Origin of the sequence: Actinokineospora sp. HUAS TT18 (genome assembly GCF_051364635.1) — a bacterium.
Classification (GTDB): Bacteria; Actinomycetota; Actinomycetes; order Mycobacteriales; family Pseudonocardiaceae; genus Actinokineospora.
Map to the genome: position 1 here is coordinate 2114293 of NZ_CP195645.1, position 15994 is coordinate 2130286.

The window sequence follows — 15994 nt, forward strand, 5'->3', positions numbered from 1 at the left end:
CCATCTGGAGGATGAACACGCTGTTCGGCCCGCTGTGACAACGGGCAGAACTGCCGGAGACCGCTGCTACGCCTTGCTGAAGGTCCAGCGCTGTGTACCGCCGTCGGTGTCGGGCTGCTGGGTCAGCCCGCCATCGGCAGTGCCGGGTGCGCCGACGGCGAGCCTGCTGCCAGCCGAGATGAGGCTGGTGCCACCCCCGTTGGCGCCGACGATCCACCACCGCTGGTTGATGCCGCCGTGGCAGGTGTACTCGATGATCTTGGCTCCGGGCTGGCTGGAGCCGCCGTAGACGTCCATGCACAGTGAGGTGGCGCGGTTGACGAGCTGGTAGGTGCCGTCTTTGTCGGGTACCGCGCGCCACTGCTGGCTGTGCTGACCCGCATCGGCTGCGACCTGGACGAGTTGGTTGCCGGAGGCGGGGGTGAGGCTGGGGTCGTCGATCACCTTGCCCGACCCCACATTGCCGATCACGTAGTACGCCGCGGACTCCAGCAGGGGCAGGTTGCGGAAGGCGAACAGGCCGACGCCGCGGGCGTCGGTGATCCACGGCACCGCGTCGCCGAACACCTTGTAGGTGATCCCGGAGGCGGTGGGGGCGGGCGTGGACAGGTCGAGGACGAGCTCGCCGGGGACCGCTGTCACCTTGGTGACAGTCGCGGTGGCACCCTCAAGGGCGAAGAACTGCTCCGAACCGGCGCCCACGACAAGAGTGTCGGTCGGCCGCCGCAGGTTCACCGTCACCTTGGTGCGCGAGGTGTCGATGGTCGCGGACACGACATCGGGCGCCTGGCCTTCGCCCGCGCCGTACAGGTCGTCCGCGACCGCGCTGAAGGCGCGGTCGCCCAGGTCGCGGTAGCCGCCGACGTAGGAGTAGTGGCAGCCGTAGCCCGCCTTGTTGATCCCGGTGGTCGACAGCGGGGTGACGCCGAGGGTGAGTCGGAGCTGCCGCTGCGCCTCACGCAGGTCGATCCCGGGTTGGCCGCAACCGGACTCACGGACCTGGTGGGCGTAGACCTTCGGCGTGGCGCCGAAGTCGCCGCGCCACGAGCTGTGCAGAGTGGTGAAGCCAGCGGCGTGGACGGCGGCGTTCCCGTTGTCGCTCTCGCCCTGGTAGTAGAGGATGCCGCGCAGTTGCCCGGCCAGACCGGCGGCCTTGATCCGGCCCAGGGCACGACCGTAGTTCGTCGCCGCGTCGGTGGGGTTGGTCGCGGATCGCTGGAAGAAGCTGATCGGCTTGCCGCCGTGCGCTCCGTTGATGATCGCGACGGGAACCTGATACGTGTCGACGATGCGCTTGCCCATCCGGACCGACCACTGGCCGATCGATCCCGCCTGCCGCATCGTGTCACCGACGCCGGGACGCCAGGACCGCTGGGCGACCGACAACACCGCGTCCTCCGTGGGTGATCCGAACGTCCGCACCCATGACGACTGGTCCGGCTGCGCGCTGTCGCCGAACTTGCGCGATTCGGCGTTGGACTGGCCGGTGACCAGATAGGCGTCCCCGGCGACGAGGTCCTGGTAGTGGCCGTCGAGGCGGCGCCCGCCGCTGGTCACCGAATAGAGTTTGATCTCGTAGGAGGCCAACTCGGCGGTGATGGTGGGCGCGAAGGAGAACGCGGCACCCGCTCCGCTGACGGTCTGGCGCAGTGTCTGCTGGAGCGTTCCGCCCCGGAGCACCTCCGCCTCGACGGAGATCACGTCCGCTGTCGACGTGGTCCCCTGGACGCGGACCGTGCCGCGGTTGGTGCTGAGGTCGCGCGGGAACAGTTGACCCGGCCGGGGCGCGGTCGTCAGCGACAGGCGCGACGGCCGCGCGTAGAAGGTCAGCCTGCGCTGGGTGTAGGAACCCGCGTTCGCGGCGAACGTCCAGTCGGGCTCGCCGGTGGCGCGCTTGCCGATGCCGACATCCATCGCGGTGGTGTCGGTGGAGGCGAATCGGTTGACGGCGAGCAGCGGGCTGTTCGATGCGACATCGGACACCTGAAAGGAGCCATAGCTCGCGGTGCTGATCGTCGGCTGGTCGTCGGTGTCGTAGGCGCCCGAGCTGCCGGGGACGAAGGTGGACGATGCGCCAGAGTACTGGTGTGGCCACATCTCCAGATACCCGCGTTTGCCGCTGCCGGTCGGGACACCCGCGACATTGGAGGCCACCGCCAGATCCGTGACCTGTTCGCGCGCGGCCTGCGCGCGCCGGGTCGGGAGTTCGAGCAGGTTCGCGGAGGCGGTCTGCGGGCGGAACGAGGTCCACACCCACTGTTTGCCTTGGGCCGTGGTGAGTTCCAGGCAGTAGCCGACCTGGTCGAACCCGGCGGCCACGGGCGCGGAGTCCTCGAAGCCATAGGTCGGGCGGACATCCAGCCACTGGGCCGACACCGGCAGGTCGATCGAACGGACCGGCACGAGGCCCCCGGTCGCCATCGGGTCACAACTCGTTGTCGGCGCCGCGGCCTGGGCCAGTCCCGGGGTGGCCACCACACCGGCCGCGGCGACACACGCGACGATCAGTCGTTTCATGGGTTCTCCTGTTGCATACCAACGAGATCAGCAGGGGTTGGCGAGGAGCCTGTGCCGGAGAAGCGGTCCGCGTCGTGACGAAGCGCGTGCATGGTCACGACGCGGACCGCTTGACTCAGTAGGTCGACTGGCCGTGAGACGTCACGGCAATCCGGCCCAGGCCGACGAGGTCCACCGCTGGTTCGACCCGCCGGTGCACGGCCAGATGATCAGTCTGGTGCCCACGGCCGACGAGCCGCCGAAGGCGTCGAGGCACTTCCCGGAGATGGGGTTGACCAGCGACCCGTCCGCGCGTGGAGCCCAGTTCTGCGCCGCGGTCCCGTTGCACGTCCACAACCGCACCGACGTCCCGTCCGCCGTGGCGCCGCCCGCGACGTCGAGGCACTTGCCCAGGGTCTGGACGGTCTCACCGGAGCGCGTCCAGATCTGGTCGGCGACGTTGGCGCACGTCCCCAGTTGCGCCGTGGTGCCGTCGGCGTCCTTGACGTCCACGCACTTGCCGCCGACGCCGACGATCGGGCCAGGGCCCGGCGCCGCGATCGGCTCGACCCAGACGTTGCGGAACCTGGGGTTCGGGCCCGCGTCGCCGTGGTCCTGCAGGAGGATCGACCCGAGTGACGGGCCCTCCGGCGCACTGGCGCCCGTCTGGCTGTCGATGGCGACATCGTTGTGCACGACCTGCCCGTTCCAGGTGACGCTCACGCGGGCGTTGTCGATCTTCGTCCCGGCCGCGTCGTACCGGGCGGCGCGGAAGGTGATGTCGTAGCTCTGCCAGGTCTCCGGGGCGGTGGCCATGTTCCGGTCCGGGGCGCGCTTGGTGTAAATGGCACCGGCCTCGTTGTTGGCGAGGGTGGTGTCGCCGTAGGAGTCGAGCACCTGGATCTCGTAGCGTTCCTGGAGCTTGACGCCGCTGTTGCCACGCTGCTGCCCGGTCACCTCGGGCGCGTAGACCGGCTCGTACCACTCGGCGTGCATCTTGAAGTCGCCGAACTTCATCTTGGTGCGGATGTCGCCGCCGAGGGACTCCATCGAACCGCCCGCGACCGGCCAGGTGGCCGCACCGCCCGCGGCTGATTCCCAGGCGTTCAGGTCCACGCCGTCGAACAAGGTGATCCGCTGCGCCTTCGACACGGTGAGACTGTCGAGGTTGACGTGCCCGGTGTCGCCGCTGTCCATCCGGAACTCGATGGTGTTTGCACCGGCCGACAGCGGGACCGACTCGACGTGGGTGGCCCAGGTGTCCCAACTCGCCGCAGTGTCGACGAGGCGGAGCTGCTTGAGTTTGGCGCCGTTGACGTAGAGGCCCAGGGTCTTGGTGCCGACGGTGGGGTTGCCGCCGTTGGAGTAGCGCACGGCGACGTTGTGCGCTCCGGCGGAGGCGACGTTCACGCCGAACTTCGTGCTGTCCCCCGCCGCGGCGTAGCCCGCGACGAACCCGTCACCGGTGTAGCCGGTGTGGTCCCGCATCACCTTCACCCCACCCGCGAGCTGCGCGCTCTCCGCGTCGTACACCGGTGGTGCCGTGCCGCCCGCGGGCGTGGAGTTGAGGGTGTACCAGGCTTCCGTGCTCCACAGCGACTGCCCAGCCTCCGACGCGAACGGGCGCGGCGACCGCACGTAGACCACCCGGCCCGGCTTGAGGCCCGCCAGCTTCAGGGTGACCTTCTTCCGGTCGGACGACACCGACGCGGAGGTCACCGTGAGGGACTCGTTGTCCACCTTGGGACCGCCGTAGGACGGGGTCGGCACGTACCGCCACTGGCTGGCCCGGTACTTGGTCGCGAGGTCGGCGACGGTCTGCGTGGACAGCGGCTGGGTGTACTCGAGCTCGAATCCGCCCGCCACGGCGCGCATCGCCAGGATGTCGAACGCGGAGCCGCCGTTCGGGGTCAGCTTCTGCAGGCCATAGGTGAGCTTGCCCGCCTGCCCCCAGTTGCCGCCGCCGCCGATGCCGCCCGCGTAGATCGCGCCGTCGGGGCCGATGCTGACGCGGTTCACTCCTGCCTCAAGTCCCTGGGTGAGACGGAACACCGCGCCCTGGTACTCGCCGTTGACCTTCTCCAGGAACCCGCGCTGGATGCCGCCGTAGGTGACGTCGCCCCACATCATCTGGCCGGCGAACGTGCCCTGGGTGACCTGGACGGGCATGCTCGGGGAGTTGCCGATCTCGTTCTGCGGAATCCACAACACCGGCTGGGTGACCGGCTTGTCGTCGAACTGGCCGTCCGGGTTGAGGTAGGAGTTGAAGAACCGACCGGGCTTGATGTGCACCAGCTTGTTCGCCGGGAGGTAGCCGCCCTGGTTGTCGGTGACGAACACGCCGTTCTCCGGGCCCCAGGCGATACCGTTGGGAGTGCGCAGCCCGCCCGCCACGTACTCGATCGCGCCGGTCGCCTTGTTCACCTTGATCGACGTGCCCCGGTTCGCCGCGATCTGCGGGTTGGTCGTCGTGCCGCCCTGGGTGATCTGGACCGACAGGCTGAGGTAGAAGTACCCGTCCTTGTAGAGCATCCCGAACCCGTGCTCGTGGTAGGTGCCGCCCCACGGCCATGACACCACGGTCCGCTTCGAGTCGGTGACCTCGTCGCCGTTGGTGTCGTTCAGCTCAACCAGACCTTCCTTGACCGACACGTACAGCTTGCCGTCGACGTACTTGACGCCCATTGGCTCGTTCAGCCCCGAGGCGACCTTCTTGGTCGTCACCTGGGTGGGAGACGTCGCGCCCGTGACGTTGCCCAGCAGGTGGACGTCGCCGTTGTTGGACTGCGGGTCGCCGTAGGCGCCGCCCCACGTGGTGATCGCCAGACGGCCGTCCGGCAGCCAGTCCATCCCGGTCACCTGCGGCTGAAATCCGGCGGGCCGCAGGTTTGTCAGGGTGTAGTTCGGGTGCACCGACGTCAGCGGCAGGCCGTCGCCGGGAGCGTCGGTGCCGCCCGTGCATTCCTTGACGCCAGGCGCGGTCACCCTGGTCACGTTCTTGTCGGTGCTGAGCGCCGAGTTGGGCACGACCACGAATCCCGTCGCACCCGGCGTCTTCCACTCCAGCTTGAGCACCTGGCCGCCCAAGCCGTCGAAGTGCTCGATGCGCAAGGCGTGACTGCCCGCGCTCAGCGAGACGGATGCTTCCTTCGCGGTGGCGCCGTGGGTACCGTCGTGGTTGATGACGGTACCGCCGTCGATGCTCATCCTGGAGCCGTCGTCGCTGGTCAGGCGGAACGTGTACGCCCCGGTGGTCGGGATGACGAGGTAGCCGATCACCTCGGTCATGAACTTGTCCCCGAGGCCGAAATCGGTTGTGGTGGACCAATTCACCGTCGACATCAGCTTGTCGACGTTAGGAGTCTGTCCCGGCTTGAGCGCGCACAGCGTCGAGAGCTCGACGCCGACGTCATACGTGCGCAACGTGACGCCGGGCTGCTGTTCCGGGATGGCGGCGTTCGCCGTCGCGGACGTGACGAAGAATGATGTCGCTACGCCCAACAGGGCGCCAACGGCACCCAGCCACCGGCGTCGAGCTGCTCGCATGGGCTCGGCCTTTCTCGGGTTCATGTCCGGGGATGCAGCACCGCTGCCGAGCGATTTCCTGAGCACACAAGGAGATTCGTCCGAGTCCCCCGTTGATCGGCTACTGCGCGAGCGATGCTACGTCGGAAAATCACCAAGCGGCATAAATTGGCGGATACAGGACAGCGCTTTCCCGGCGGTCAGCGCCCCGCGCCGAGGCCGCTGGTCCTGGCCACCTCCCGCCACCAGTCGCGCGGCTTGCCGTGCGCGAGGGTGCCCACGCCATGCCCATCGGCAGGCTCGACGTCGAGTCGGGTGAGGCGCTGCTGTGCGGGTGCTCGGCGAGACACGGACAGCCTGCGGGTTGTCTGGCCACTGGTGCTGCACGCAGGCGCTGTCAACTAGTCCCGCCGGCCGGTGCGGCTTGGCAGCACCTGCGGCGCGCTGTTTCCCGCGCGATGGTCGCAGCCCGCACCGCGCGGCGCCAGGAGCGAAACTGGAGATGTCGCCATTCCTGAGATAAAGGCTGGAAGTCCTGAACAGACATCAACAGGGTGACATCGAGGTAGTGGCCAGCGTTTCCGCAGGTCAGCGCATGATCAGGGCGCCGCTGGGTCAAAGGGGTCGCAGGTTCGAATCCTGTCAGCCAGACGGTCTATTAGATGCCCGGACTCGAAGCAACCGAGAGCAACCAGTACGCCATCGAGGTCGACCCCACCGGCCGGCCGATCACCGACGCCTGGCCGGGGTGGCGGGGACAGCCCCGCCACCCCGGCTTCGGGAGTGATCAGCAGTTTCGGACGAAGACGTCGTCGACGCCGAAGGTTTGGCTGGAGTCGCCGCCTGATTGGGAGCGGATCTTGAGTTGGGTGGCGGCGTTGTCGGATGGGCCGGTGTAGGCGCCGGTCACGACCGTCTTGCCGTCAAGGAGGACGTCGTAGGTGGCCGTTGTCGGGTGGGTGATCAGTTCCAGGCGGTACCACTCGCCGGTCGCGTAGGACGGGCCGGTTTCGTACCAGGTGCCGTTGCTGGTGTAGCCGACCTTGCCGCTGGCGGCGAATGTCGCCTTGGCGACCTCGCCCCCGCTGGAGTCGAGCAGGAACACGCCCAGGGGGGCGGTGGTCTGGTCGGGGCGGATCCGCACCGAGGCCCGGATGTCGCCGGAGCCGGTGAAGGACTTCGTCATCGACGCCTCCGTGGCGCCGCGGGTCAGCTTGACCGAGCTTCCCCGCTCACCGCCGGGGTAGGTGGCGGTCGGGTAGTCGGCGACGACGACGCTGCCGGTGGTGGTCCAGCCCGGCGGGGCAGAGCCGATCGTGTCGTCGAAGCGGGACGACAGCGCCGCGGCGCAGGTGCCGGAGCCCTGGTACGCACCGACATCGGGGGCACCCGAGGACGGAACCGTGTTGCCGAAGTAGTCGAGGCCGCCATTGCTCGCGATGTTGACACCCGCACCGTGCAGACCCGAGCTGGACAGCAGCTGCGATGCCCGAGGATCGTGGTGCGGCGGCGAGATCAGGCCGTGCGTGCCGGTGACGGGATTGGTCACGTTGGCGTGGCTCGCGACGTTGTAGAACGCGTTGTGGTCGAAGACGATGTTCGGGTCCGTCAGGGTCCAGCCGAGGGTGGCGCCGTCCTCGCGCCTGATGATGTTGTTGGTGAAAGTGATGTCGGCGTCGTTGACACCGTCGGGCGCGTAGACCACTTTCGGCTGGAGGCCGTTCCCGACCACGATCGTGTTGTTGTAGATCTGCCCGTTGGTCACCGCGCCGGTGCAGATCTGGAACAGCCGCTCCTTGTCGTTGACCGACAGGTTGTAGCGGACGACGAAGTCCCGGTTCCCGCTGACCGGGCAGATCAGGAAGAACCCGCCCTCGTTGTCATGCGAGTAGTTGTACTGGAACACCGTGTTGACAGTGGAGTGGTCGACGTCGAAGCCCTGGCTGTCCAGGTTGCCCTTGCCGCCCGACGCCTCGTTGTACTGGAACGTGGCGTTCTCGGTGTTCGCCGACCAGAACGCGATGTTCGGCGAGTTCGACCGGCGGTTGAAGCCGGTCACCTTGTTCTTCTCGACGAGGATGTCCTTCGCCGTCTTGGGCACGACGCCGTCGCCGCCGATGTCGAACAGGCGGTTGTCGCGGATGACGATGTCCTCGTGGGGGTACCAGTCCTCGGTGCACGCGCCCGAGGCGAAGCCCTGCGGGTGGGACGGGGTGTCGCACCAGTTCGACCAGAAGTAGATGCCCTGACGGTCGACCGAGCGCACGTCGTTGTCGAGGATGTTCACGCCGAGGAACCGGGTCGGCGTGGCGGAACCAGCCGCCTCGACCACGATGCCGCCGGTGGCGTTGGCGTACTTGCCGACGTAGCCACTGAAGGGCGTGACAGTGGACGGCATCTTCCCGCGGACATCGTGTACGTACAGCCGTTGCAGCGTCACATTCGACACGGTGCCCGCGTTCGACGCGTACGCGTACACACCGCGGCGGGTCTGGGTGCCGTCGCCGGGCGCGGTCAGTTCGAGGTCCTGCAGGGTCACGTGACTGACCGCGGTGAGCAGTACGGCGTTCACCGCGCCGTTCGCGTCGATCTTCGGGCGGGCGGTGCCGGTGCCGTATGCGCCGATGACGACACCGGACGACGAGCTGCCGGAGCCCTGCACGCTGTACTGGCCAAGGCATGTGACGCCACGCTTGAACCACACGCCGTCGCCCGCGGCGAGCGTGATCGCCGAGATGGCGGACAGCGCGTTGAACGGGCTGGCCTGGGTGCCGGAGCCGTTGCTCCCGGCCGAACAGTCCACATAGTACTGAGTGTTCGCGGCCACGGCGGGCGACGCCGTGGTGAGCACCGCCGCCGTGACCGCCGCGGCCACCGCACCGGCGGCGACCGCCCAGGACGGTCGGGTGGGCTGGGACATCGATTTCCTCCTAGCAGAACCCCCTGCCGAGGTTATTTCGTACTCGAAAATTTTAGGTTGCCCAAGCGGCACAAGTCAATGGTCGAGAAGGGTCAACCGACGAAGCTGAGCGGGTCGTGGGCGAAGGCGTCGAGGGCGACGCAGGCCGACGCGCGGATCAGCGCGGTGTCGCCGAGAGTGCTGAACACGATGCGGTCGGCGACGTCCGGTACCCGGCCCGCGCGCCGCGCGGCGGCGGCGATCAGGTTGGGCAGGTGCTGGCGCTGGTCGAGCAGTCCCCCGCCGAGCACGAGCAGGTCGGGGGCCATGAGGTCGATGAGCATGCCGCACGCCTCGCCGACCCGTTCGGCTCGTTCGGCGAGCAGCCGGTCGGCCACCTCGTCGCCGCGGCGGGCCTTGCCCACGACCTGTTCGAGGTTGGCGCGCTTGCCGACCACGCCGAGTTCCTGCGCCTTGGCCACTACGGCGAGGTCTGTGCCCAAGGAGAACAGGCAGTCGCGCCGCCCGCAGCCGCACTCGACGCCGTCTGGCGGGCCGACCGGCAGGTGCTCGACGACGCCCGCGGCGGATTCCCGCCCGCGGTGGACCACGCCGTCACTGAGGATCGCGGCACCGACCACGTTGCCGACGAACAGGAACATGACCGACCCGACCTCGCGCGCGGCGCCGAACAGCCACTCCGCGCGACCGAGGGCACGCACCGAGTTGTCCACGAAAACCGGGTAGCCGCGCCCCTCCATGGCCTCGCGGAGGTTGACGTCGCGCCAGTGCAGCGACGGGTGGTCGACCAGCACGCCGTTGTCCGGCCGGACCCAGCCGCCCGCGCTGACGCCGAGCCCGATCACGTTGCGCCCCTCGGCCGCCTCGACTTCGTCGAGCAGCTGGTGGGCCTCGGCGGTGACCGCCTCCGGGGTGCGGCGGCGGTGGTCGACGATGCGCTCGGCCACGACGGTGCCTTCGAGGTCGATCAGGCCGACCCTGGTCCAGCGCAGTCCAATGTGCACACCCGCGAGGCGGTGCCGGGACCGGTCCATGCCCACCGGGACACGCGGCCTGCCGGGATCGCGCGTGGCCATCGCGTCGTACTCGGCGAGAACGTTGTGCTGCACCAGATCCGCGGTGATCTTCGTGACGCTCGCCGCGCTAAGCCCGGTCACACCCGCGATCTCGGCGCGGGAGAGCGAGCCCTGCCGGAGCACGGCCTGCATGATCGCCTCGGTGTTGCTGCGACGCATCCCGCGAAGCTGGATCCCCATGCCCGCCATCGTGCCCCCTCCGGTTATTTCGCGCTGTAAGCGAAATACTAACGTTCACCGGACGACGAGCGCGACCACGACGGCCAGTGTCGCCACCGCCAGTGCGGGGCCGAGGAACGTGCGCAGGGGCCACGGCGGCAGCGGCTGACCACGGCGCATCGCCTGCTCGATGCCCGCCCATCGACGGTGTGCCAGCGCGGCGATGACCGCGCCGAATCCGACCAGGACGACGCCGATGACCCAGGGGACGTCGGTCGCAAGGTGCGGCAGCGCGACGCCAGCGGCCGACAGCGCGAGGGAAGTGCGGATCCAGGCCAGGAAGGTGCGTTCATTGGCCAGGGAGAAGCGGTAGTCCGGTTCGTCGCTCACGACACCACGCGCCCGAGCAGCTCGCCGGCGAAGTGGCACGCAGCGTGGGTTCCGCCTGGCGTCGGCCGCAGCGCGGGAGTCTCGGTCGCGCACACGGTGCGTTCCGGGCGGAACTTCGGGCCGATCGGGCACCGGGTGTGGAAGCGGCAGCCCGGCGGCGGCGCCAGCGGGCTGGGCACGTCGCCGGTAAGCAGGATCCGCTCGCGAGTGCGTTCGGTGACCGGGTCCGGCTCAGGTGCCGCCGACAGCAGGCTGACCGTGTACGGGTGCGCGGGCGCCGCGGTGACCAGGTCGGCCGGTCCCGTCTCCACGATCCTTCCCAGGTACATCACCGCGATCCGGTGCGAGACGTGCCGCACGGTGGCGAGGTCGTGCCCGATGAACAGGTACGCCAGCCCGAGCCGCTGCTGCAGGTCGCGCAGCAGGTTGAGGATCTGCGCCTGCAGGGACACGTCCAGCGCCGACACGGCCTCGTCGCACACCAGCAGGTCCGGCTCGACGGCCAGGGCCCGGGCGATCACCACGCGCTGGCGCTGGCCGCCGGAGAACTCGTGGGGGTAGCGGCCCGCGGCGGTGGCGTCGAGGCCGACGAGGTCGAACAGCTCGGCGACCCGGCGGTCGGCCGCGCCACCGCGGGCGATGCCGTGGATCTCAAGCGGCTCGCGCACGGCCTGGCCGACGGTCAGCCTCGGGTTGAGCGACGACATCGGGTCCTGGAACACCAGCTGCACCGCCCGCCGGAACCAGCCGAGGTCGGGCTTGCGCACCACGGTGACGTCGCGGTCGGCGAAGGTGATCTTGCCGCCCACCGGGTGGTGGACGCCGAGGAGGACCTTGCCCAGGGTCGACTTGCCGCACCCGGACTCGCCGACCAGCCCCAGCGTCTCCCCCGGCGCGATGGCCAGCGACACGTCGTCGACCGCGCTGACCGAGCCGTGGACGCTGCGGAACAGGCCGGTCCGACGGGTCACCGGGAAGGTCATCGCCAGGTTCTCCACCCGCAGCAGCGGCTCGCCCGCGGCCACCGCGGCGAGTCGGCCCGACGACCCCACAGCGGCGGCGGGCAGCGGTGGCAGAACCCCGGTCTCGGCCGACCGCCAGCACACCCACTCGCGGCCACGCGCGCGGACCGTCAGTGGTGCCTCCTCGGCGCACTGGGCGTCGGCGTGGGCGCAGCGCGGGGCGAACGCGCAGCCGGGGATCGCATCGATGAGGTTCGGCGGCCTGCCGTCGATGGCGACCAGCGGCAGGTCGCGGGACCCGGTCAGCCGCGGCGTCGCCCGCAGCAGCGCGCGGGTGTAGGGGTGGCGGGGCGCGGCGAAGAGGTCGGCGACCGGGGCCTGTTCGACGATCCGGCCGCCGTACATGACCGCCACGCGCGAGCACATCCTGGCCACGACGCCGAGGTTGTGGGTGATGAGGATGACCGCGGTGCCGAGGTCGCGGTTCAGCTCGGCGAGCAGGTCGAGGATCTGGGCCTGGATGGTGACGTCCAACGCGGTGGTCGGCTCGTCGGCGATGATCACATCGGGCTGGTTGGCCAGCGCCATCGCGATCATCACGCGCTGCCGCATCCCGCCGGAGAACGCGTGCGGGTAGTCGGCCAGGCGCGCCGAGGGGTCGGGGATGCCCACACGCTCCATCAGTTCCACCGCGCGGCGCGCGGCCTGTTCGCCGGTGAACTTGCCGTGGGTGCGCATGGCTTCGACGAGTTGGTCGCGCACCCGCATCACCGGGTTGAGCGAGGACATCGGGTCCTGGAACACCATGCCGATGCCGCCGCCGCGCACCCGCCGCATGTCCGGTTCGGACAGTGCCAGCAGGTCTTGACCGTGGTAGAGCACTTGGCCGGACTCGACTCGGCCGGGCCTGCGCACCATGCGCAGCAGCGACATCGCGGCCACCGACTTGCCTGACCCGGACTCCCCCACGATGCCCAGGGTCTCCCCCGGCGCCAGGTCGAAGCTCACCCCGTCGACCGCGCGAACCACGCCGCGGCCGGTGTGGAACCGGGTGACCAGCTCCCGCACCCGCAGGACGGGGTCGGGCTGGTCGGAGCGGTGCGGGTCGATCAGTTCGGTGATCTGCTCGATGGTCAACGTTCCACCTCCGGGAGCCGGGCGAGCAGTCCACCGTCCACGGGGAGTGTCACGCCGGTGATGAACGAGGCGCCGTCGCCCGCGAGGAAGGTCACGGCACGCGCGATCTCCGTCGGGTCCGCGACGCGGCGCAGCGGGTAGGTCGCGCTGAGGCGACCGAGTTGGTCGGGGTCCTGCCAGATGTGCCGGTTGCGGTCGACGGCGACGAAGCCGGGCGCCACGGCGTTGACGCGCACGCCCAGCGGCCCCCATTCGACGGCGGCGGACCGGGTGAACGACTGGAGTCCTGCCTTGGCCGCGGCGTAGGCGCCGTAGCCGGGCACCCCCGCGAAGCCGTGCACCGAGCCGACGCTGACGATCGCGCCGGGACGGCCGTCTAGCGCGCGGACGAACGCCCGGCTCAGCCGCACGACCGCGTGCAGGCTGACCGCGAACGTCCGGTCCCAGCCTTCCTCGGTGCCGTCGAGCAGGGTGGCGCGCTCCTCGGCGAAGGCGCAGTGCACGAGCACGGACGCCGCGGGCGCGTGGTCGATCACCAGGTCCGGCGTGTCGGGCGCGGTCAGGTCGAGCCGGAGTACGGCGCCCTCGGCGGTGTCGACGCCGACGACGCGCAGCCCCGCCGCGGCGAGCTCGTCGGCGATGGCCTTGCCGATGCCGCCCGCGGCTCCGGTCACGATCGCGGTCGTCATGGCGCCCCCACAAGGTGATCGAGTCGGACGGGAGTGGTCGGCACACCGGTCACGCCGGGGTCCACCCGCAGCAGCGCGCCGGACGACGTCGAGGACCGGCGCGCGGTCGTCACGTAGAGCTCGTCGAGTCCCGGCCCGCCGAACGCGCAGTTCGTCGGGTGCGACTCGGACAGCCGCAGCACGCCGACGAGTTCCCCGTCGGGGGCGTAGCGGTGCAGCGCTCCCCCGCCGAACAGCGCGACCCAGACACCGCCGTCGGCGTCCACGCACAGCCCGTCGGGCACGCCGGGCACCGCGATCACCACCAGCGGCGGGCCGAGCACGCGCGCCACGCGGTAGGCCGAGACGGTGCCGCGCGCGCTGTCGGCGAACCACAGCGTCCGGCCGTCCGGGCTCCACGCGATCCCGTTGGCCAGCCCGGTTCCATTGAGCGCGACCGAGGCCCGGCCGTCCCGGAACCGCAGGAGCGCGCCGGGGCGGGTGTCCGCTGCCGTCCAGCCCATGGTGCCGAACCACAGCGTGCCGTCGGGATCGACGGCCGCGTCGTTGAGCCGCGTGCCCGGCGCGGCCAGGCCGCCGACCAGCACCTCCGCGCCGGGTCGCACGAGTTGGTCACCACGGCAGGCGATCAGGCCGCCGCCCGCGACCGCGACCACCGCCGACACCGGGGCGTCGACCGCGACGGACGTGGTCAGCCCGGAGGTCACGTCGGTGGAGTGCACGCGCCCGCCCCACAGGTCCACCCAATGCAGGTGCCCCGTCGCCGGGTCCCACACCGGGCTCTCCCCGAGCTCGGCGCGCACGTCTCCCACCTCCACACAGTCGGTCATCGGCGCAACAGCCCCTTGCCGACGCCGTCGGCGACGAGCTGGAACCCGAGCACGAGCAGGGTGACCGCCACGATGGGCCCCAGCGCGTAGGCGGTGTTCTGCTCCAGGAAGTTGATGCTGGTCCGCAGCAGCGCGCCCAGCGACGGGTCCGGCGGCCGCACGCCGATCCCGACGAAGCTCATCGCGCCCTCGATGAACACCGCCAGGGCCAGGCTCAGGGCGGCCTGCACCACGATGCCGTCCACGCTGTTGGGCAGCACGTGGCGCAGCAGCACCCGAGAGCCCGAGCCGCCCACCAGTTCGGCGGCGACGACGTAGTCGCGGTTCTTCTGCGCCAGCACAGCGGTCCGGGTCACGCGGCCGAAGAGCGGGATGTTGACCAGCACGACGGTCACCACGACCGCCGACATCCCGGGTCCCACGATGGCGGCCACGGTGACACCCATGACCAGCGCGGTGAAGGCCAGCATGACGTCGAACCCGCGCTGGATCAGCACGTCGAGCCACCCGGTGAGGCCGCTGAGCAGCCCGAGGGTGACGCCGATAAGCGCGGCGAGCGGCACCGCGACCCCGGCCACGACCGCGTCCTGACGCAGGCCGAACAGCGTGCGGGAGAACAGGTCGCGGCCGAACTCGTCAGTGCCGAGCAGGTGCGCGGCACTCGGCCCGGTGAGCGCGTCGGGTCCTTGGGCGAGCGGGTCGTGGGCGGTCAGCAGCGGCGCGAGCAGGCCCGCGCCGAGCAGCAGCGCGGTGAGTATCAGGCCCGCGATCGTCATGGGCTGGCGCAGCGCGCGGGCGAGGTGGCCCGATCCGGCGCGGGGCACGGCGAAGGTCACTGCCATGTCAGGAGTCCAACCTCACTCGGGGATCGGCGGCGGCGAGCGCCAGGTCGGTGAGCAGCTGGCAGACGACCGAGACCGCCACCGCCAGCAGCAGCAGGTCCTGCACGAGCAGGTAGTCGCGGTTGAGCACGCCCTGCAGGAGCAGCTGCCCGATGCCGGGCCATGCGAAGATCGTCTCGACCACGATGGCGCCGCCGAGCATCTGTCCTATTTGGATACCGAGGACGGTGAGGACGGGCGGAATCGCGTTGGGCACCACGTGCCGCATGGTCAGCCTGCCGGGCCGCAGTCCTTTTGCGACACCCGTGCGGACGAAGTCCTCATCGAGGACCTGGCGCATCGAGGCGGCCAGGAACCGGGCGATGACCGCGGCGGCGGGCAGGGCCAGGCAGAACGCGGGCATCACCAGGTACTGCAGCGCCAGGTCCGGCGCCGACCAGAAGCCGCCGTCGAACCGGCCGCCCGGGGGCAGGACCCCGAGCGTGACGGCGAACAGCAGCACGAGCAGCACGCCGCTGACGTAGGTGGGGACCGCGAAGGCCAGCGAGGTCACCCCGTCGACCGCGGTGCGGACCAGCCGCCTGTTGGTGGTGGCCAGCACGATCCCGGCCGCGCCGCCTAGCAGGACCGCGATGAGCGTGGCCGCCAGGGTGAGCTGGAGCGTGCCGCCGAACCCGGCGCCGATCAGGTCGAGGATCGGCGCGTTGAGCACATAGGACTGGCCGAGGTCACCGGTCAGCAGCCCGGAGACCCAGGTCCAGTACTGCACGGCGAGCGCGTCGTCGAGGCCGAGCTGTCCGCGCACGGCCGCGATCGTCTCCGGACCGGCGTCGGGACCGGCGACGAGCACCGCCGGGTCGCCGGGCGCCAGGCGCAGCACGAAGAACACGAGGATCGAGGCCACCGCGAGGACGATCGCCGCGGACGGCACACGCCTGAGGGTGTAGCGCAACATTGCTGTCCCTGCT

At 70.2% G+C, this 15994-nt stretch carries 11 protein-coding genes; all 11 read right to left on the bottom strand.

Going from position 1 to position 15994, the window contains the following annotated elements; genetic code table 11:
• Positions 1-66: 66 nt before the first annotated feature.
• The 11 genes from ACSHT8_RS09425 to ACSHT8_RS09475 all read right to left on the bottom strand — a co-directional run bounded on the left by ACSHT8_RS09425 (position 67) and on the right by ACSHT8_RS09475 (position 15981).
• On the bottom strand, positions 67-2517 hold the full coding sequence (locus tag ACSHT8_RS09425; protein WP_436499721.1) for an RICIN domain-containing protein: 2451 nt from the start codon (positions 2515-2517) through the stop codon (positions 67-69).
• Between the two features lie 141 nt (positions 2518-2658).
• Complete coding sequence (locus ACSHT8_RS09430; protein WP_436499723.1) at positions 2659-6042, bottom strand: family 16 glycoside hydrolase; 3384 nt, start codon at positions 6040-6042, stop codon at positions 2659-2661.
• A 179-nt stretch (positions 6043-6221) separates the two neighbouring features.
• Entirely contained in the window at positions 6222-6371 is a 150-nt protein-coding gene (locus ACSHT8_RS09435; RefSeq protein ID WP_436499724.1) for a hypothetical protein, read from the bottom strand.
• A gap of 437 nt (positions 6372-6808) precedes the next feature.
• Positions 6809-8941, bottom strand: coding sequence for a hypothetical protein (locus tag ACSHT8_RS09440; RefSeq protein ID WP_436499726.1), 2133 nt, complete (start codon positions 8939-8941; stop codon positions 6809-6811).
• A gap of 92 nt (positions 8942-9033) precedes the next feature.
• A complete protein-coding gene (locus ACSHT8_RS09445) occupies positions 9034-10197 on the bottom strand; it encodes an ROK family protein (protein ID WP_436499728.1) in 1164 nt (387 codons plus the stop codon).
• Positions 10198-10251: 54 nt separating this feature from the next.
• Positions 10252-10566 (bottom strand): YidH family protein, encoded by a 315-nt coding sequence (locus ACSHT8_RS09450; RefSeq protein WP_436499730.1) that lies wholly within the window; start codon positions 10564-10566, stop codon positions 10252-10254.
• A complete protein-coding gene (locus tag ACSHT8_RS09455; protein WP_436499732.1) occupies positions 10563-12665 on the bottom strand; it encodes an ABC transporter ATP-binding protein in 2103 nt (700 codons plus the stop codon). The genes ACSHT8_RS09450 and ACSHT8_RS09455 overlap by 4 nt, the downstream gene beginning before the upstream one ends.
• Positions 12662-13354 (bottom strand): SDR family NAD(P)-dependent oxidoreductase, encoded by a 693-nt coding sequence (locus tag ACSHT8_RS09460; protein ID WP_436499734.1) that lies wholly within the window; start codon positions 13352-13354, stop codon positions 12662-12664. Before ACSHT8_RS09460 ends, ACSHT8_RS09455 begins: the two co-directional genes overlap by 4 nt.
• Positions 13351-14157 carry an SMP-30/gluconolactonase/LRE family protein gene (locus ACSHT8_RS09465; RefSeq protein WP_436499736.1) on the bottom strand — a complete coding sequence of 269 codons (807 nt, stop codon included), beginning with the start codon at positions 14155-14157 and terminating at the stop codon, positions 13351-13353. The genes ACSHT8_RS09460 and ACSHT8_RS09465 overlap by 4 nt, the downstream gene beginning before the upstream one ends.
• 23 nt (positions 14158-14180) lie before the next feature.
• Positions 14181-15026: an ABC transporter permease gene (locus ACSHT8_RS09470; protein WP_436499738.1), complete on the bottom strand. Its 846-nt coding sequence runs from the start codon at positions 15024-15026 to the stop codon at positions 14181-14183.
• Position 15027: 1 nt separating this feature from the next.
• Positions 15028-15981: an ABC transporter permease gene (locus tag ACSHT8_RS09475; RefSeq protein ID WP_436499739.1), complete on the bottom strand. Its 954-nt coding sequence runs from the start codon at positions 15979-15981 to the stop codon at positions 15028-15030.
• Positions 15982-15994 lie beyond the last annotated feature (13 nt).

Excerpts from the sequence above, each read along its gene's own strand:
- ACSHT8_RS09425 (WP_436499721.1), bottom strand. The coding sequence starts at position 2,517 with ATGAAACGACTGATCGTCGCGTGTGTCGCCGCGGCCGGTGTGGTGGCC.
- ACSHT8_RS09430 (WP_436499723.1), bottom strand. The coding sequence starts at position 6,042 with ATGCGAGCAGCTCGACGCCGGTGGCTGGGTGCCGTTGGCGCCCTGTTG.
- ACSHT8_RS09440 (WP_436499726.1), bottom strand. The coding sequence starts at position 8,941 with ATGTCCCAGCCCACCCGACCGTCCTGGGCGGTCGCCGCCGGTGCGGTG.
- ACSHT8_RS09445 (WP_436499728.1), bottom strand. The coding sequence starts at position 10,197 with ATGGGGATCCAGCTTCGCGGGATGCGTCGCAGCAACACCGAGGCGATC.
- ACSHT8_RS09460 (WP_436499734.1), bottom strand. The coding sequence starts at position 13,354 with ATGACGACCGCGATCGTGACCGGAGCCGCGGGCGGCATCGGCAAGGCC.
- ACSHT8_RS09470 (WP_436499738.1), bottom strand. The coding sequence starts at position 15,026 with ATGGCAGTGACCTTCGCCGTGCCCCGCGCCGGATCGGGCCACCTCGCC.
- ACSHT8_RS09475 (WP_436499739.1), bottom strand. The coding sequence starts at position 15,981 with ATGTTGCGCTACACCCTCAGGCGTGTGCCGTCCGCGGCGATCGTCCTC.